Source organism: Sphingomonas glacialis (genome assembly GCF_006439055.1).
Lineage (GTDB): Bacteria > Pseudomonadota > Alphaproteobacteria > Sphingomonadales > Sphingomonadaceae > Sphingomonas > Sphingomonas glacialis_A.
Window position 1 is genome coordinate 1,475,048 of the sequence record NZ_RCZC01000002.1, and the last position, 17,120, is coordinate 1,492,167.

The following is a 17,120-nucleotide window of genomic DNA, read 5'->3' on the forward strand; positions in this document are numbered from 1 at the left end:
TGCTGCGACGTTCAGGCGGCGTGTCGAACACGGCTCGCCCGGCAGCCGACCGGGCAAGCCGCGTTGCTGGCCAAGGGCATGGCAGAATAGGCCCAGCCTTCGGGGCGCAGCGCATTCAAGAATTGCTGCTGGTCGCGCAGCGCCGGGCCTTCGTGTCCCAGTGTGCGCTGCCAGCGTGCCACCAACAGCAAGCCCGACAGGAGCGACACGAACGCCGCGGTCGGGATAGGACCGGTCGGCATCGCGGCAACCGGGTGCAGGCAGCCAACGCAAGGCTGATCGGGTGCGTGCGATGACACCATCACGGCATAGCCTTCGGTTGCGCCCACGCCGAGCCAATCGGGCCCCGCCGCCTGGGCCGCCCAGCGCGACGCGATATCATCAACCCCCACCAGCACGGTCGATCCGAGCGGCATACCAGCTTCGTAACGCGACGGTGTCGGGGACAGCGTGACGCCGTCGATCATCTTTGCCAGGTCGACGACCTTATACTCATCGAGCGCACCGCGGCGCAGCAGGGCATTGCGGTTGAGGTTGCTGAGCGCGGAGCGATCGTCGTCGAGGACACGTCCATCGCCGGTCACACCAGGTAATCTGGCCAATGCGAACAAGGCAGCGTTTGCGATAGCGCCTCCGCTGATCAAATCGAACGACGCAAGCGCGACCGATTGCGGCGTGTCAGCCGGCGCGAGATTGAAAATAGTTTCTCCGGCGGGTGCGTAGAGTTCATCGAAATATTCGCGCGCATGCGCATGCGGCGCGAGCCGGCGCATCGCCATCTTGAAGCCCTCGGCCGCGGCCAGCACGCCGGCGGCAATGCCGCCAAGCGGCCAGGCGTCCCCCGACCAGCGCGTCGGCTGGGTCGACAGGCGTGCCGACCAGGAGCCAGCGTCGAGCATGATGGCACTTTGCGCCTGCGGTGGCACTGCAGCCGCGCCGAAGACGATCGCCAGATCGGTTGCGTCCGGCATGCCCAAATGAAAAGCCCGGCCGGGCAAGAGATTCTCTCCGGCATCGACAAGGCCAGCTAACAGCGCGGCACCGCGCAGGGGTGGCTGCGCGCCCAAACGTGCGGCTTCGGGTGCCGCGATCCACACCTCATGGCCCGAGCGTGCCAGGGTCAGCGCGGCGGTCACCAGCGCCGACTGCCCGGAATGCGTGGCCAAGGTGTCTGGCCCAGCGCTCAAGGCGACGCGCGTCGTCGTCAACGCCTCGAGCAAAGCCGTGTCATCGACTTCGGGAACCAGGTCGTTGCGCATCAGCAGGAGCGTGCGCGACAAACTCTCGACTAGGGACATCAGATGATCTCCAGATGATCGTGGATCGAAACCTCGGACCAACGGCCGGCGTCGTCCAGCTGGGCAAGAAAGGCTGCATCAAATCCGATGTCGCCCGTAGCGAAGCGCGGGATGACGAGGCTCAGAAACCCCGGTACGGCCAGAATCGGAAATGCGTCGTCGGTGGCGGAGTGATAAGCGGCGCCAGGGTGGGTGTGAACCTGCACGCGAACGCCCTCCCCAGCCTCGCCCAATTCCGTCCAGAAATGTGTCAGCCAGGCCCCGTCGAGCTGGAACCCGCCCGCACTCGCGCTGTGGGTAGGGTGAACCATGCGCGTGATCAGCTCTGGGTCGGACCAAGGTCCGACCCAAAGTGCCTGACATTCTCTGCGGCCAGCGCCGCAGCACCGCAGCTGCTCGAAACTTTGCGCGAACAGCTGCCGGGAGATCTTGACAGTCACGGTCAGCCGCCCTGAACTGCGCGGGGACGCAACAGGAGCTGGCCGTCGGGCACAATCGCTTCCTCGGCCACGGTGTGGTTGGGATCAAGAATGCGCCCGCTTGCCGGCTCGACCAGCACCAGATCGCCGCCAGGGTTGCCGAACAAGGGTCGCGCGGCAGCCAGCACCTCGGCGATTCGCTCCTGGGGCTTTACGCGCAGGCGGCGCAACACACCGTTGAAATTGATCGTGACTTCAAAGCCGGGCACGGGCCTGGGTGCAGCGACGAAGCGTTCGACACCCGGCGTAGCGAGATTGATGACGCTGTCGGGCGTTATGGGCACATCGGTGCCGCCGGGGGTATCGATGAAAAGCATCTCGCTCGCATCAAGCGTCGCCAGGCTGTAAAGTTCTTCGCCGGTGATGGTGGCGCGGCCCCACAGCAATTCTTGTCCCTGAAGGAAGGCGGGGAACAAGATATCGGTGCGGAAGGCGATCACGCGCTCGATCCCACGCGCCCTCAAGTCGAGTGGTTCACCGAGGCGGACGTCTTCCATCGGACCGCTGGGCAACAGCGCAACGAGGGCGACCTGTTCGACGCCGCGGATACCTGCCGCTTCCAGGATTTGGCGCCCGAGCGGCACCGGATCAGTGAACGTCAACGGGCGAAAGTTCAGGTCGCCATCCCCGAAATGCAGGATGTAGCGGGTGGCCTGACCGCGCTCGATGCCGTCATCGCGGGCCTCGGTGAGGCCGTCCAAATGTTCGTAATTCATTGATCAACTCCAACCGTGAAGCCTTCAATTGGGCTCTGGTTGGTCAATCGCGCCGGGTGTGCTCGACCGGAACGACAAGCGCGGGCATCACGACGATTTTTTTCAGTCGGCGCGCAGGTTGAGCGCGCCAGCCGGCAGCGCATTGCATTGCAGGAGCGCGGGACAATTTGCGCAAACGCTGTGATGGGGCTGGGTCGGGAATACGCCCTCCGCGATCCGTTCGACAGCCGTAATGAGCATTTTGTTCAAGGCATTTTGAGCGCGCGTGTCCCGCTTGGTAGAAACGGCTTCGGGAGCAGCGGCATCCGCCAGATACAAAACTTCGACACTTGCCTCAGGGATATCGAAGCCGGCTTCAATCACGATCATCCGTGCCTCGACCGTGTCACCAAATTTCTTCGCGGCATGCCCGGTTTTGAGCAGGCGGAGGACCGTCCCATCCGGCGTTTCGAGGATTTCATGCGGACGGGCAGACACGATGACGCCGGCCACCGACATCTGGAACTCGGGATGATCGCGCCGCGTAGTCTGGGCTCGCGCGTCGGCGTAGCGCTGCACTAGGCGCGTCGCCAGATCGAGCAGGCCATAGGCGTTCCCATGGTCGGCAATGTCGGGATGACTGCACGCAGCCGTGACCATGTCGCGCAGAGCGTCGCACTCGGGCATCACGACGCGATCGGCGAGGACATTGCACACGTCATGGACTGCGTCGTGCACACGGCGCAGCACGGTTTTTTGCAAAGCGGTCCCCGCGCCGAGCAGATGCACATAGAGAAACCGCCGCTGGCATTTGCGATACACATCGATTTGCCAAGCCGGAACGCTCCACTTCTCCGGCAAAGTTATGGAGACCGCGTTAGCGCACGGAGCCGGCGGCAGCGCACGGCTGGGCTCGAGGGAGCGTTCCGTGATGAACGGTTTCAACCGCTCGACAAACGACGATGGCGGACGCCGCGTCTCTCGCTCGTCTTGGTCCGCGCGATAGAGATACAAGCGCTCTTGGGCACGCGACAGCGCCACGTACAGCAAGCATTCCTGTTCCTCGCGGTGGCTGGCGTCGAGTTCCTCGCTACAGGATCCCCGCGCATGCTGGATCATGCCCTCGGGCGGGGCAAAGCCCTTGTCGCGCTGTGTCTTCGGCAACGTGTCTTCGTTGAGGCCCAACAGGTGAACACTGTTGAACTCCAGGCCTTTGGCGCCGTGAATGGTCATCAAGCGGACCGCATCGATCGATTGCGCGGCCGCCGGCAATTGACTGAGTTCACGACCTTCACCCAACTGGATCAATCGCCGGATACGCGCGATCATGCGCGAAATGTCGTGGCTTTCGCGCCCGCGCTGGGTGCGCGTGAAGTTGACCAGCTGCCACACCGCCATTGCCGCTGTAGTGCCGGCTGGGTCGGTCCTCGCGGCAAGCCGCGCGGCGAGGCGGCTGTGATCGAGGAGCAGCTCACACACAATTCGCGATATGAACTGTGTACGATCGACGGCGTTAAGCGTCGCCGCAAGCGCGCGAACGCCGGCGCCGCCGCTTTCCGACTGCGCATTGGCCACGGTATCGGGATGGCGGATCCAGTCGGGCGCCTCCGCCGTGCTTCGCAGCGTGCGCAACATAGTCGCAACGTCGTCGAGCGACATGGCGAATTCCGCCATGCACGCAACTCTGACGATAGCGCCCGCGCGTTTGTCATTGAGCAAGGACAAAAGACTGAGAACATCTTTGACTTCGCCGCGCTCGAATAACGAGCCGAGGAAAAGGGTCGGGATCTCGAGCTCTTCGAGCTGACGCGCGATGGTCGCGAGTTTCACATTGCTGGTCACCAGGATGCAGTGATCGCGGTAGCTGGCGTCTTGCGTCACCGAGGCCGCGATCATGTCTGCCAGCGCGGGCGCAGCGCATGAGGTGCGCGGATAGACGATCAGTTCGGGTGTGACACCGCATGGCCCGCGCACCGGGCCAAGCTTTTCATACGGCCTGAAAGCGGGATCGCCCGAACCGGCAACCCGCGTCATACCGGTACCGAAATGTGAGACGAGCTTTACAATCTCTTCGCGCGACCGGTGGTTGCGCGCCAACGTGCTGCCGCGACCGCTGGGAAAATCTACGCCGAACCGCGCGATATTGCGCGAGGAAGCGCCGCGAAACCGGTAGATAGACTGGCGCGGATCACCGACTGCCCACAGCCCCCTGCCGCCGGGGCAAAGCGCCTTGAGCAGCCGGACACTGGCTTCGTTCACATCCTGATATTCATCGACAAGGACGTGAGCGTAGCGTCGCGCATAGTTTTGCGCGTCGGCGTCGGTTTCGAGCAAGCGCGCACCGAGCATGACATAGTCGCCATAATCCACCAGCGACTGCTCGCGCTTCAGCGCTTCGTAGCGCGTGTAGATGGTGGCGATATCGCAAGCGACTTCGGCGTTTTCGAGCGCCTCTACGTGTGAGTCACTGCCGTCATCCGGCAGAGCGCGCGCGCGATCCAGCTGCGCCTGTGCCAATGCGGTGTACGTGGCTGCATCGCACATTTCATCTTGCGCGCGCGCAATCGCCTCGAGCGCTTTGTCGAGGGTCTGCGTCGGGTCGTAGAGCTCTCCCAACCGGTAGAGATCGAGTTTGGGCACCTCATGTTCGAGTAGCTCGATGCCGCGCACACGATCGATGAAATGCGGCGTGCGTGACCGATGCACTCGGTCGCCAAAAGCATGGATCAGGTCGCGCCCGAACGCGTGGAAGGTGCCGATCCACATCTCGGCAAGGGCATCGACATTATCGCCGGCAATGCGCGCCGACAGCTCGCCCGCCGCCTTGTTGGAATAAGTCAGCACCAGGATCTCGCCGGGCAACACCGTCTGATTGCCGAGCAGCCACGTTACGCGCCCGACGAGTGTCTCGGTCTTGCCGGTCCCTGGTCCTGCCTCGAGAAGGTACGGTGTGATCTCGCTGTAAGCGGCCTGCGTCTGTTCGGACTGGAGCTTGATCGTAGGGCGCGCCTTGCTTGGCGGCGCTTCGGGCACCAGCAACGCGTCAAGCAGCTGCTGAGCGACACTATCATAGTGCGCGCCCATCCGCAGCGCGATGTCCATCGCACCCAGATCATGCTCGAGATGCTGCGCGCGCACGAACGGGCGCGGCAGCACGAGCTCGCGCGCGAACATGTCCATCTGGATCTCGCGACGTTGGCGCGGTCCATGCGCAATGACATGCCCGGTATCATCTGCACTTTCGTCACCCTGGCGATCGGGTTGGACGTCGCAGCGTTCGACAGCGTCCCCGAATAAGGCATGCCCTAGTTCGTGCGCCACGAGCAACGCATGCTGGAAGGGATCGCCGGTGTCGCTGTAAAGAATAAGCCCCATATCGGGCAGCAGCTTGGCCAGCGCACCGTCGAGTTGCGCCGACCCTGGTTCAATCGCTTCGGCGACATAACCGGCGCGCTCGACTTCACTCAGCACGAGCTGGAAGGGCGTCCAGGGATCGAGCCCACGCGCAACCGCCTGCGCATGATACGAGGCCGCCGGGCGGCGAACGGCCTCGATCCCATCCATCAATCGCGGTCCGCGAGGATCGCCAGTCTGCGTTCGTCAGAGACCCGCGCATCGATCAGAATGCGCTCGAACGGGACCGGCTCTTGGAGTGTCGGCCGATCGACTGACTTGTAGCTGCTCGTGGCGGTGCGCGGCGCACCGATGCTGAACAGCAGATCGTCGACGCTGCCATTGAGCGCGGTCGCCATGCGCCGCAGGAAGCCCGATGGAATCGTGCTTGGGATAGCACGCCGGTTGCGCACGGCGGCGATGACTTGAAGCGGCACATCCAGCGTACGCGCAAGCTCGGCATAGGCGGCGCGGCCAAGTACGGCGAACACGTCGCGCTCGCCGGGTGCGGCCGCCGGCCAGACGTCACCGACTTTCGTCAACGCCCGCTCGACTGCCGCTTGTTCGATCGGCCCGAGTGCGCCGATGTCGTCAACCGGGCTGAGCTGGAATTGATGCACCAAGTCGAGCAGGTCGAGCGCATGATCGGGATAGGCGGTGAGATAGCGCCGCAAGGCGTCCGGCTCAGCGCTGTCGAGCAGGAATGATTCGAGCACATCATCCAGTGTCGGGACGGTCGCGCTCACAGCTCGTCTCCCAGAACGGCACGCCGCACGGCGGCGATCGCCTTGAGTTTGTAGTTCAGAATCGTGCGCGGTGTCCGGTTGAGCACGCCAGACATTGATATCTCGCCTGCCGCGCCGGTCCCGACGGGCATCTCTTCGCGCATCATGGTCAGAATCCTGTTTTGTTCCGTTGGCAGCGCATTAATCGCAGCCCACACACGCGATCGGAAATCATCCTCGGCGTCCCGCGCAGGATCAAACGGATCGAACGCACCGCGCGCGCGCTCTACCTCAGCGGCGAGCGCCGCATCATCGCCCAGGCTGACCGCTTCGCCCACTTCATCGCCCGAAGCATGGCGGCGGAATGCATCGCGCCGCAGATTGGCGAGCGCGAGATCAAAGCGCGCTTCCCAGATATCGAGTCGCTCGTCATAGCCCGCGAGGTCGGGGCCCAGCATGCCGACGAAACGATCAAGCGCGTAGTCGGTCAACTCGATCGTCCGTGCAGCAACAGCCTCGCCGTCCGCGCGCGGCAGCCCAGCGCGAACGCGCTCGAGAATGAGCGTGCACCACTTGTTGTAAGAGCGCTGGTCACGACGGCGCCCGGCCCGGCGCAGCATGTGGATCAGACATTCACCGGGCAACCAGCCCGGCGCACTCCGGCGACGGATCCTGGCTCGGGCCAATGCATCGTCTTCATCGATTTTTACGAGAACACCAAGCAGGCCCTCGATGTCGGGCGGGCGCACGTACGGCGTCCCGTCGACCTTTTGCTTGCGCAATGCCGGAATGCCGCCCTCGCTAGCGTCGTTAATGTCGGTCATCCCCATCCTCATCTCACGATAGCCATGGCGAATGCGCGTGCCAATGTGACAATCGCTAAAACCTATGCGGATCGGAAAACTTCGCGCCTTTTCAGCCGAGCACTCGCCTTAACCGCCGCCACGCGGCATGACGGCACAAAATGCGGCAACCGCACGTGGAGAGCGCTAAGCGTGATTGTGATCGACCGGTCCGAGGAGCCGGCACCGGCGTGCCTGCTCGATGAGCGTACGCGCCGCGCGCGCGCGATGCTCCGCGCGGCGTTTTCAAGCGATACCGACGTTGCTGCGCAAACTCGCTACGCCATGGAAGGCTTGGCGATCGTCGACCAGGAACTCCAGACGTCGCTCGAGCGCTTGTTCAAAGGCCACTGCGCGTTTTGCGAGCGCGCCGTTCCCACCAGTGCCTACCGATTTCGCCCAACCGAGGAAGCGGGGCCAACCAGCGACGCGCCGACCGAATATGGCGATCGCGCCCATCTTTATTACACGTGGCTCGCGAACAGCTGGAGCAACATCTACCCTATCTGCTCGGGTTGCCGACCCGAGGAAGCTTCGATCTTCCCGGTCCGCGGCAAACGCTGCGCGTTGCCCGAGCGTTATGAAATCGAGGCGTACGCCGAACAGCCAACCGGCAGCTGGCGAACCCAGCCGAGCGAAAATCCGCTTCTGCTCGACCCGAGTGGCGACGAAGATTTGCGCAAACATCTGCTCGTGCTGCCCGATGGCCGAATGCTGGGGTTGGATGAACGCGGCGCGTTCACCATCACGCATTTCGCGCTCGACCGCGGCGACGTCACCAATTCACGGCGTAGCGCGCTGTCGCTCTATCTCGAACGGCTCACGAATGGCGACGGTGTCGCGCCATCAGCGCTGTTTCGCTATGGCGAGTTGCTCCACGGTGGCGCGTGGATGCTGTTGCTCTACCAGCTGGCGCGGCGGCTCGGTGGCGACGCTTCGCGAGTGAACCTGTCGAGCAAGCGCATTGAGACATATTATCTCTCGCGGCTGCGCCGACCGGGCTTTGCCGACGAACTGCGTGCCGCGGCCTTTGACCTTAATGATGATTTTGAGGACTTGGTGGGCGGTCGAACGCGCATCCCGCCCGTGCAATCGACCCATGCGCCGCGACCGACCCATGTCACGATCCGCAATTTTAAAAGCATCGAAGCGCTCGACCTCGCCTTGCCCAATCCGCCGTCATCGGCGCCGGGCGATCTCACACGGGCGAGCACGCTTATCATCCTCGGGGAGAATGCGACGGGCAAGAGCTCGATCCTCGAAGCCATCGCGCTGGCGCTCGGCTCTCAGCAACAACGTCGCGCGCTTAAGCAAGAAGCCGCGCGCTACATGCTACAGCCCGCTTATCTCGGCGGTGACGGCCCGGCGCGCGGCGGGTCGATTGAGATCACCTATGAAGACGGTTTTATCGAGCACGTGCAGATTGCGCCCGGCTGGCCGCGCAACGAAAGGCAGCAGGAAGAGCGGCCCCGGCTTCCGGTGTTCGCTTATGGCGCGTACCGATTGTTCACCGACGCAGTCCGGCGTGACGGCAGTGGCTACCGAGTCCGGTCGCTTCTCGAGCCAGGCCACGTCTTGTCCAATCCCGAAACCTGGCTGGCGAGACTTTACGACAAGCCTGAATTCGCCGAAGTAGTGCGCGCCTTGCGCTCCATTTTGGCGGTCGACCAAGCGTTCGAGGTAATCGAACGCGACGAGCGCGGCACCTTCGTTCTGTCGATCGCCACCGAATTGGCGAACGGCATTGTTGCGCGCGTGCATACACCGCTCGACGCCTTGTCGTCGGGGTTTCGCGCTGTCCTGGCAATGGCGTGCGATATCATGCGCGGGTTGCTGGACGCCCAGGATTCGCGCAGCCCTTCGCTCGCACGGGCGCGCGGCATCGTCCTGATCGACGAAGTCGAGGCCCATCTCCATCCACGCTGGAAGATGCGAATCATGACCGGTCTGCGTCAGTCGCTGCCGGGCGTCAGCTTCATCGTGACGACCCATGACCCATTATGTCTGCGAGGCGTTGCCACGCATGAGGTCGTCGCGCTTCGCCGCCGGCGCCGCCCGTCACCCGCACACGGTGAATTGCCCGAGACTGTCGAGATATTGAGCGATCTGCCCGAAATCGACATGCTCACCCTCGAACAATTGCTGACGTCCGACCTGTTCAACCTGTTCTCTACTGATGCAAGCGATGCCGAAGACAGCTTGGCGCGAACGGCCGACCTCGTCGCGCTCGAGCGCGCGGATCGTCTGCAGCCCGAAGACGTGCTTCAGCTGCGCGATCTGCGGACGAAACTACGTGCGCAAGTCAGGCGGTCGATTCCGATTGGATCGACCCGGGTCGAACAGCTGATTCAAGAGGCTGTCGAGCAGTTTTTGGCGGAGCGCCGCGCGACACGATCGGAAGATTTGGGCAAATTGCAGGATCACACACGCTCGGCCATCGCCGCGGCACTGGCGGAGCTCTAGACGCGGTGCGCAAGGTCAACCGCTACGATGTCGCGAGCCCGTCGAGCCTGGCTGGCCTCCGCACGGCCGGGGCGCGCGAACTTGCGCGGGCTCGCACCTATTATGCAAACCCAGCCCGCACCAAAAGCTACGGTTTCACTGCCTATAAAGGCGACGATGTCCGTCACGCGCTCTATGCGTTATTCCACGGAAAATGCGCCTATTGCGAAGCGCGCTACGAAGTCGGCATGCCGGTCGATATCGAGCATTTCCGGCCCAAGGGCGAGGTTGCCGAAACACCCGGCCATCCCGGCTATTGGTGGCTGGCCGGCCATTGGGAGAATTTGCTGCCGAGCTGTATCGATTGTAATCGGCGTCGCTATCAACCGACGCCGGCGTCGCTTGCCAGCGTGAGCGGCGTGCTTGATCATCAGAGGGTTCGTGGGTTTCGCGCGATCCTCACTGGAAAAGAGAGCTGCTTCCCGATCAGCGGCGCGCGCATGGCGGCCGAGCCTTTGCCTGCCAATTTGCCTGCCTCGATAGCTGCCGAGAGCGCGCTGTTGATCAACCCGTGCAGCGACGATCCTGAAGAGCATCTCCGTTTTTACATCGACCGCCAGAATCCTTTAGGGCTTGTCTATCCGGCGCCGACATTGCTGCCCGGCCAACCGCGCCCAGCTATGCCAATCGCTTTGCCCGCGCTCTCGGACGACGTTGCCGCTATCGAACGCGCCGCACAGCATGCCGGGGTCAGCGTGCGCGGCGCCGTCTCGATCCAAATCTTTGGCCTCAACCGGCTCGCACTCGTCCAGGAGCGGACACGGATCTTGCGTCGCCTCGATGTTCTTGCAACCTTGCTGGTCGATGTCGCGGGCGCTGCCGATACCCTTGAGCTTTTGCCGCTTGCCGCGGCCGCCGACGAGCCAGCCCGTCAGCGCTCTGTCGCCAAGCTGCGCGCGGTAACCGCGCGGTTGCTGTCGGAGATCAAGGCCATGGCGCAACCCGATGAACCGTTTGCGTCGATGGTGTCGGCGTGGATTCGCACTTTTGCGGCGGAGTTAATTTGACACATTTCGTAGCTAATTGACCTCGCGGCGGAATTTGCGCTTCGTTAAAGCGGCAAAGCGCGACAAAATCGTCGATCGAATTACGCACGGACGATAGCTGAGCACGACGCGTCGTTTCACCTAACCGACTATATTTGGTGCGACCTCACAGTCTTTGGTCTAGGGCGCGCACTCATAAAGGTCTGGCGTATCGATGTGATTGATGATGCAAGCTCCTTGAGAGGAGCGGTGAATGAGCCAGCGTCGATACGAGCTATCGAACTTCGAGTGGTCGGTGATCGAGCCCCTGTTGCCGAACAAGCCGCGCGGTGTGCCTCGGGTGGATGATCGACGCGTGCTGAACGGCATCTACTGGCGGCTACCGGAATGCAGAAATCCAGGTCACTTCGCCCGCTTGACCGGACGCCGAAGCCTGTCGGTGCCTAAGATTAACGAGTGACCGCTTTCGAGGAGCTCAAAAGCGCGTCTAAACGTACCCATCCGGCGAAGGCCGCGGCGGAGTCACAGGTCTCCAACGAACTGTAACCGACGTTCGTCTAGAAGTTCGTCGAGGTAGTCGAGGCCTTGGCGGGTGAAGCCGGTAACGGACTCTGCTGTTTCGTCGAGGCTGTTAATGATGCTTAGGCAGCCGTCTTCGGGTGCCATCTGTTCCGCAAGTTGTTCGATCACGTCGATGTCGACGCCCAGTCGGCTGGCGGCGAAGCGAGCGGTGAAGACCATCGATGGGGCTGCCATCAGGCGGCTTTCGCGACCTGATGCGAAGGCTCCCAGTTCCACGGGAGCAGTTCGTGGAGCCGGATAGCAGAGTGATCGGCAATGCGCGCGAGGATGTCGGCGAGCCAGGCTTGCGGATCGATGTCGTTGAGCCGGGCGGTCTGGATGAGCGTGTAGAGGATCGCGGCGCGCTGGCCGCCGCGATCGGAGCCGCAGAACAGCCACGCCTTCCTGCCCAAGGGTATGCAACGCAGGGCGCGCTCGGCCGCGTTGTTGGAGAGGCAGACCCGGCCATCCTCGAGAAACCGCGTGAACGCGTCCCAGCGGCGAAGCATATAGTTGATCGCCTTGGTGAGATCATGGTTGCGAGACAATACGGCTCGCTGGGCGGTGAGCCAGGCGTGAAGCTCGGTCATCAAGGGTGCGCTGAGATCCTGGCGTACCGCGAGACGATCGGCGGCAGGCTTGCTGTTGATGGCGCGTTCGATGTCGAACAGGGCATCGAGCCGTCGCACTGCCTCGAGCGCGATCGGGTAGATCATGCCAGCCTGTTCGCCGCGGCTCTTCTTGCGCGCGGCACCTTCGACGTCGGCAAGCTCGAAGAACTTGCGCCGGGCATGCGCGAAGCAACCAGCCTCGCGCACCGAACCGGGCAAGCGCCCTTCGCGATACAGCGCACCATAGCCACCATAAGCATCGGCTTGCAGGATCCCGGACCAGGTCGCGAGATGCGCCTGGGGATGTTCGCCGCGTCGGTCGCGCGAGTAATGGAACAGTGCCGCCGGCGGATCGGCCCCCGCGAACGGTCGATCGTCACGGACGTACACCCACAAGCGACCGACGTCGGTCTTCACCTTGGCCATGACCGGCACGGTCGTGTCGTCGCCGTGCAGCCGCTCGGCGGCGAGGACATGCGCCTCGATCCGCTTGTAGAGCGGATCGAGCGCAAAGGCGGCCGCGCCGACCTGATCGGCGAGCGTGGAGACGCTGAGCGGCACGCCTTCGCGGGCGAACCGTTCGGCCTGGCGGTTCAGCGGCTGGTGCTGGCCGTACTTCTCGAACAGGAGCATCGCGAGGAAGCTGGGGCCGGCCCACCCCCGGGGCACGACATGGAACGGTGCCGGCGGTTGGGTGATCTTCTCACAGTCCCGACAGGCGACCTTCTCGCGCACGGTCTGAATGACCTTCCACGCGCGCGGGATCACCTCGAGCGTCTCGGTCACGTCTTCGCCGAGCTTCGACAGGCGCGTGCCGCCACAGGCCGGGCACGCGCACGGCGCTGCGATGACGACGCGCTCGCGCGGCAGGTGTTCGGGGAACGGCTTGCGGACGGGTCGCTTGCGCTCGAACGGGGCGACGCTGGTCGCCCTGGCGGCGGTGATCTCGGCGGCGAGATCGTCCTCGCTGGCATCGGTCTCCAGCTCTTCGAGCTGCAGCTCCATCTGCTCGAGCAGACGCCGGCTACGCTCGGCGCTGGCGCCATATTGTTCGCGCCGGAGTCTGGCGATCTGCAGCTTGAGGTGCGCAATCATCGCCTGGGTCGCGCTCTCGCGCGCCGCGGCGTTAGCGAGGCGCGCCTCGGCCTCGTCGGCGCGCTGGATCGTGGCAGCAAGCAACGCCTTGAGCGCTGCAATATCATCCGGAAGAGGCGAAACGACGGCTTCCATGACGCAGAGTGAATCATCCTCCACGCCCTCATGCAAGCCGCAAAATGCGCTATCCCGCACTCGCCGGGCGCCAGCTATACTGCGGATTACGCCAGTCTATCCCGTCGAGCAGGCAGGCCAGCTGCGAGCGCGTCAAGGACACCACGCCATCCTTCGCCGAAGGCCAGATGAAGCGGCCGCGCTCGATCCGCTTGGCGTAGAGTGATGCGCCGATCCCGTCGTGCCAGATGATCTTCACCAACGATCCGGCACGGCCGCGGAACACGTACAGGTCGCCGCCATGCGGATCGCGCCCCAAACCTTGCTGCACCAGCAGAGCCAGACCCTGCATCCCCTTCCGCATATCGGTGTGGCCCATCGCGATCCACACCCGCGCATCCGACGGGATCATCGCATCGCCTTCAAGGCCGCTGCCGCCAACGCCGGTGACGCTGAAGCAAAGATCTTCAGCCGCCCGCCGTCGGGCAGATCGAAAACGGCAGCGACAACGGGCTCGCACACTTGCTGGGGTCGCTCATCCACCAGCACCGCCGGCACGAAGGCCGGGTCCGCGTGGCGCCGCATCACTTGCCGCCACTCGTAGATCTGGCTGCGGGCAACGTCATGGCGCCGCGCCACGTCGCAGACCCGCGCGCCCGACTGAAACGCCTCTGCGACAATCTGCTCGCGCTGCTCATCGCTCCAGCGACGGCGACGCTCCGGTCCCGCTAGTATCGTTACCTGCGCCATGATCGAAACCGACGTCCTTACGTGCGACTGTAAGGACGTCCTCTAGCTCCAGCTCACAATCAGCAAGGCGGCCCCCGCCGGATGGCTACGTCTAAACCGCGACTTATGAGTCTTTGCGTTTGAACGGCGTTCGGTAAATAGCGAGCAATTGCGAAAGCCGTCACTCTCCGGATGAAGGTTACAATGTCCGTCGCCTGTCAGCAAACGGCCGGCAGAATCCGGATGACCCTGCCGGTTACTGCAAGTGGTCGATGTTGCGGAAGAATCTCGCGATCTCGAGATAGCCGGAAGGGATGTAGGTCCACTCTTCTTTTGCGGCTTTGCGACGACGCATCAACCCTTGATCAGCGAGTTCCCCGAGCGCGACAATTAGCTCCTGCTCAGACGCGTAGCCAAATCGGCGGTGATCTTGCGCAGTCACCTGATCGATCTGGATTGAGACCACCTGCTTAACGAACTTCATTAGGTGCGGTTCGTTAGTCGCTAGGTTTGACATGTATCTTTCGACTTGCGTCCGCGCCATGCGCAGCCATGCCTTGTCATCCTGGGTCACCGGCTCGCGGTGGTCGGCAACGTACTCTGAGATAGCTGACTCTAGGAAATCCATAGTCATCCTGATGTCGCCGTTGCTCATCAAATATATACTGGACGCAAGCTTCAGAGAAATCGGCAGCGCAGTCTCTGGTGATACCGTGAAATACTTTCTGCGGAGCTCTAAAAGGCTCGCGAACTCGGCGACGGTGAGGTCTGCAACATCGAGGCCTTGAGCGACGTATCCCCTTAGTCGTCTTACGCCCGGCGATAGCAACCCGCCCAGCCCATGTCGGCCGATCACGATCCACCATAGGCCTTCAACGGCAAGCGCGGTGTCGCGGAGTGCGCTGAGCGTCTCGCAAAGAAAGGCGTCCTCCAGCAGTTCGGTGTTATCGATCACGATAACTGCGCCCGCGGACTCAAGCTCGTCGCGTACGAGTGCGGCAATCTCGCTTATCCGGCTTGCCAGCGCGAACTCGTCGGTAAGAAACGCTGAAGAAGTCGAACTTGAAGAGCCGTACGCAACGTTGGCACCATGGCCAAGCCATGATCCGCCGATTGCAAGGTTTTTGCCACCCGCCTGGTGCCCGGTCAGCGCTTGCAGCAGCCCTTGCACCTGCTTGGGTGTGGACTTCCCGTACCGCTTGCAATGGTCCTCTACCGATCTGCAAAGCGACGTGAGCGCCTTGCGGAGCACTTCGACAGCCCCGTCGTCCGGCCGAACTTCAAAGGGGGCGCTGCACGGAACGGCGCGATGGAAGCTGACGCCTTCGAGGTGCTCGGTTGACCGACCCGTCACTAGGAGCCGCTGGACGAAATTAACAAAGGTACTCTTGCCGGTTCCCGGATGACCGCCAATCGGTATCAGTCCGCCGCGGCGTCTGGAGAAAAACACGAGAAGGCGGCGCACCTCGTCGTCACGCCCGACAAACAGCTCCTCCAAGTCTTCGTCCGCCTTCAAAGGATTGGAGAAAAGAGGGTTTTCCCTGAATCCCAAGTAGGTCCAGAAGTTCGCAGCCGTCACGCCGGCTCGCCCTCGCCCGACCGGTCGGGTTCGCCCCGGCTCGCTTTCGCCTCCCGCATGATTTCCGCCAAGGCGTCGGCGTTCATGTCGTTGCCCATCAAGTCGTGCTTGGCTTTTAGATAGTTGAGCAGCCGAGTTGGGTCCCGACCGCCGGTGAACCGGATCAGCCGCTTGAAATCGATCGGCTCCTCTAGCATCGTCCGCTTCCGCACATCCAAGCCGACGGCGCTCAGAGAATCTACCTTTTGGTCGTCGCCGGTAAGTAGGAAGAAAGTGCCCAGTTCGAGCTGACGGATGATGTCGACGGCTAAGTCGTAGTTCCTTAAGTCGGACGAGGGAAAACCTAGGATCCTAAACGCTTCGACCGTGTTGCACTTGTGCTCTTGCTCGACGGCATACGCCCGAACCTTGTCGACGAGTCCAATTCCGCGCCCCTCTTGGAACAGATAGATGAACGCGCCTGACCCGGCCTCCTCAATCAGATCCAGTGAGTGATGGATTTGCCATCGGCAGTCGCAGTCCACGGAACCGAAGGTCTCCCCGAACAGGCAAGAACTCTGAATGCGCACGATCGTCTCAGGGGTAACGCCGTCGAGGCCGCGGGTCAGCACCAGCGCCATCTCGTCACCGCGCCCGTAGACGGTGAGATCAAAGCTGCCATGCAGTGTCGCCAATTCGGCGCTAGCCAACCGTTCGATCATGAGCTGCGCTTCGCCTCCGCTAAGACAACACTACCTGTCCCTTGCTTGCCTTTCAACTGAATGCGCCCGTTCGGCTGAGATCGAGTGGAAGTTAGTATCAATACCGAGCAAGGATCCACGCCCCCGATACCTTTACCTATCCGCATTGTACTGGTTGGCTTCGTAGCAAATCGCCCTCGCAAGACGGGTGGTAAAATCTGATGAAGGTGGGCGCCATAGCTTCGTTGAATACGCCAAGGACCGAAATCGCGGCGATGCGTCACCATATAGGACGCTGCCTGAACAAACGTCCGATTGCGAGGAGCAGTGATAGGGCCGCCAGTGACCGCATTTGGGTCACTCTGCCGGTACTGCTACTCAGGCGAGCGTACCTCCCGGTCAGGCCAGTGCGGCGACCAACTTCGCCCGCTTGGCGACCGTGTTCATGTTTCGGGCCGTACCCTTTTTTCGCACGGTATGCGTAGCCGGGCGTTGGCCATACGCCCGGCGTGCGGAAGGGCCGGTGGCGGTGCGGATCGCGAATCCGGAGGACCATCACCGAAACCGCTACTAGAAGGAAGGCGAACAGCGTTCCGGGGTTGGAGACGTCGACGAAATGGCCGACCGGGAGCAGCGCGGCGGCCGCGGCCACGAAGATGCCGGTGATGATCGTCATGCCGTGCGGCGTCTTCCACTTCGGGTGGACATCCGCGAGGCTGTCGGGGAGCAGTCCGTCCCGCGCCATCACGAAGAAGATGCGCGTCTGGCCGTAGAGCATCATCAGGATGACCGACGGGAGCGCCAAGCTGGCCGCGAATCCCATGATGTCGC

14 protein-coding genes and 2 pseudogenes are annotated in these 17,120 nt (G+C 62.8%); 3 read left to right on the forward strand and 13 right to left on the reverse strand.

Going from position 1 to position 17,120, the window contains the following annotated elements; translation table 11 throughout:
• Nucleotides 1-11: 11 nt before the first annotated feature.
• From EAH76_RS10830 to EAH76_RS23930, 6 genes are all read right to left on the reverse strand, one after another.
• Nucleotides 12-1,208 (reverse strand): hypothetical protein, encoded by a 1,197-nt coding sequence (locus EAH76_RS10830; protein ID WP_140850190.1) that lies wholly within the window; start codon nt 1,206-1,208, stop codon nt 12-14.
• Nucleotides 1,209-1,297: 89 nt separating this feature from the next.
• Nucleotides 1,298-1,738 carry a Mov34/MPN/PAD-1 family protein gene (locus tag EAH76_RS10835; protein ID WP_161989019.1) on the reverse strand — a complete coding sequence of 147 codons (441 nt, stop codon included), beginning with the start codon at nt 1,736-1,738 and terminating at the stop codon, nt 1,298-1,300.
• A 2-nt stretch (nt 1,739-1,740) separates the two neighbouring features.
• On the reverse strand, nt 1,741-2,493 hold the full coding sequence (locus EAH76_RS10840; RefSeq protein ID WP_140850192.1) for a multiubiquitin domain-containing protein: 753 nt from the start codon (nt 2,491-2,493) through the stop codon (nt 1,741-1,743).
• A 102-nt stretch (nt 2,494-2,595) separates the two neighbouring features.
• The gene (locus EAH76_RS10845) at nt 2,596-6,036 is read right to left on the reverse strand and encodes a UvrD-helicase domain-containing protein (protein WP_140850193.1); all 3,441 of its coding nucleotides are present in this window, start codon (nt 6,034-6,036) and stop codon (nt 2,596-2,598) included.
• Entirely contained in the window at nt 6,036-6,611 is a 576-nt protein-coding gene (locus EAH76_RS10850; protein ID WP_140850194.1) for a hypothetical protein, read from the reverse strand. The genes EAH76_RS10845 and EAH76_RS10850 overlap by 1 nt, the downstream gene beginning before the upstream one ends.
• Nucleotides 6,608-7,414: a hypothetical protein gene (locus tag EAH76_RS23930; protein ID WP_161989020.1), complete on the reverse strand. Its 807-nt coding sequence runs from the start codon at nt 7,412-7,414 to the stop codon at nt 6,608-6,610. Before EAH76_RS23930 ends, EAH76_RS10850 begins: the two co-directional genes overlap by 4 nt.
• A 171-nt stretch (nt 7,415-7,585) precedes the next feature.
• Between EAH76_RS23930 and EAH76_RS10855 the strand changes: the two genes are divergently transcribed.
• From EAH76_RS10855 to EAH76_RS10865, 3 genes and pseudogenes are all read left to right on the forward strand, one after another.
• Nucleotides 7,586-9,895 carry an AAA family ATPase gene (locus tag EAH76_RS10855; protein WP_161989021.1) on the forward strand — a complete coding sequence of 770 codons (2,310 nt, stop codon included), beginning with the start codon at nt 7,586-7,588 and terminating at the stop codon, nt 9,893-9,895.
• A gap of 227 nt (nt 9,896-10,122) precedes the next feature.
• A complete protein-coding gene (locus EAH76_RS10860; protein WP_140850196.1) occupies nt 10,123-10,941 on the forward strand; it encodes an endonuclease in 819 nt (272 codons plus the stop codon).
• Between the two features lie 232 nt (nt 10,942-11,173).
• Nucleotides 11,174-11,299: pseudogene (locus tag EAH76_RS10865) on the forward strand (transposase); the annotation flags it as partial.
• Between the two features lie 143 nt (nt 11,300-11,442).
• Here the strand turns inward: EAH76_RS10865 and EAH76_RS10870 are convergent.
• The 7 genes and pseudogenes from EAH76_RS10870 to EAH76_RS24495 all read right to left on the reverse strand — a co-directional run.
• Nucleotides 11,443-11,676 (reverse strand): hypothetical protein, encoded by a 234-nt coding sequence (locus tag EAH76_RS10870; RefSeq protein ID WP_140850197.1) that lies wholly within the window; start codon nt 11,674-11,676, stop codon nt 11,443-11,445.
• On the reverse strand, nt 11,676-13,322 hold the full coding sequence (gene tnpC, locus EAH76_RS10875; protein WP_140850198.1) for an IS66 family transposase: 1,647 nt from the start codon (nt 13,320-13,322) through the stop codon (nt 11,676-11,678). Before tnpC ends, EAH76_RS10870 begins: the two co-directional genes overlap by 1 nt.
• A gap of 49 nt (nt 13,323-13,371) precedes the next feature.
• On the reverse strand, nt 13,372-13,713 hold the full coding sequence (gene tnpB, locus EAH76_RS10880) for an IS66 family insertion sequence element accessory protein TnpB (RefSeq protein WP_140850199.1): 342 nt from the start codon (nt 13,711-13,713) through the stop codon (nt 13,372-13,374).
• Nucleotides 13,710-14,051: an IS66-like element accessory protein TnpA gene (tnpA, locus tag EAH76_RS10885; RefSeq protein WP_140850200.1), complete on the reverse strand. Its 342-nt coding sequence runs from the start codon at nt 14,049-14,051 to the stop codon at nt 13,710-13,712. The genes tnpB and tnpA overlap by 4 nt, the downstream gene beginning before the upstream one ends.
• Nucleotides 14,052-14,286: 235 nt before the next feature.
• Complete coding sequence (locus EAH76_RS10890) at nt 14,287-15,609, reverse strand: ATP-binding protein (RefSeq protein WP_140850201.1); 1,323 nt, start codon at nt 15,607-15,609, stop codon at nt 14,287-14,289.
• Nucleotides 15,606-16,310 (reverse strand): GTP cyclohydrolase II, encoded by a 705-nt coding sequence (locus tag EAH76_RS10895; protein WP_140850202.1) that lies wholly within the window; start codon nt 16,308-16,310, stop codon nt 15,606-15,608. Before EAH76_RS10895 ends, EAH76_RS10890 begins: the two co-directional genes overlap by 4 nt.
• Before the next feature lie 475 nt (nt 16,311-16,785).
• Nucleotides 16,786-17,112: pseudogene (locus EAH76_RS24495) on the reverse strand (amino acid permease); the annotation flags it as partial.
• Nucleotides 17,113-17,120 lie beyond the last annotated feature (8 nt).

Excerpts from the sequence above, each read along its gene's own strand:
- EAH76_RS10840 (WP_140850192.1), bottom strand. The coding sequence starts at position 2,493 with ATGAATTACGAACATTTGGACGGCCTCACCGAGGCCCGCGATGACGGC.
- EAH76_RS10845 (WP_140850193.1), bottom strand. The coding sequence starts at position 6,036 with ATGGATGGGATCGAGGCCGTTCGCCGCCCGGCGGCCTCGTATCATGCG.
- EAH76_RS23930 (WP_161989020.1), bottom strand. The coding sequence starts at position 7,414 with ATGACCGACATTAACGACGCTAGCGAGGGCGGCATTCCGGCATTGCGC.
- EAH76_RS10860 (WP_140850196.1), top strand. The coding sequence starts at position 10,123 with ATGCCGGTCGATATCGAGCATTTCCGGCCCAAGGGCGAGGTTGCCGAA.
- EAH76_RS10870 (WP_140850197.1), bottom strand. The coding sequence starts at position 11,676 with ATGGCAGCCCCATCGATGGTCTTCACCGCTCGCTTCGCCGCCAGCCGA.
- tnpC (WP_140850198.1), bottom strand. The coding sequence starts at position 13,322 with ATGGAAGCCGTCGTTTCGCCTCTTCCGGATGATATTGCAGCGCTCAAG.
- tnpB (WP_140850199.1), bottom strand. The coding sequence starts at position 13,713 with ATGATCCCGTCGGATGCGCGGGTGTGGATCGCGATGGGCCACACCGAT.
- tnpA (WP_140850200.1), bottom strand. The coding sequence starts at position 14,051 with ATGGCGCAGGTAACGATACTAGCGGGACCGGAGCGTCGCCGTCGCTGG.
- EAH76_RS10895 (WP_140850202.1), bottom strand. The coding sequence starts at position 16,310 with ATGATCGAACGGTTGGCTAGCGCCGAATTGGCGACACTGCATGGCAGC.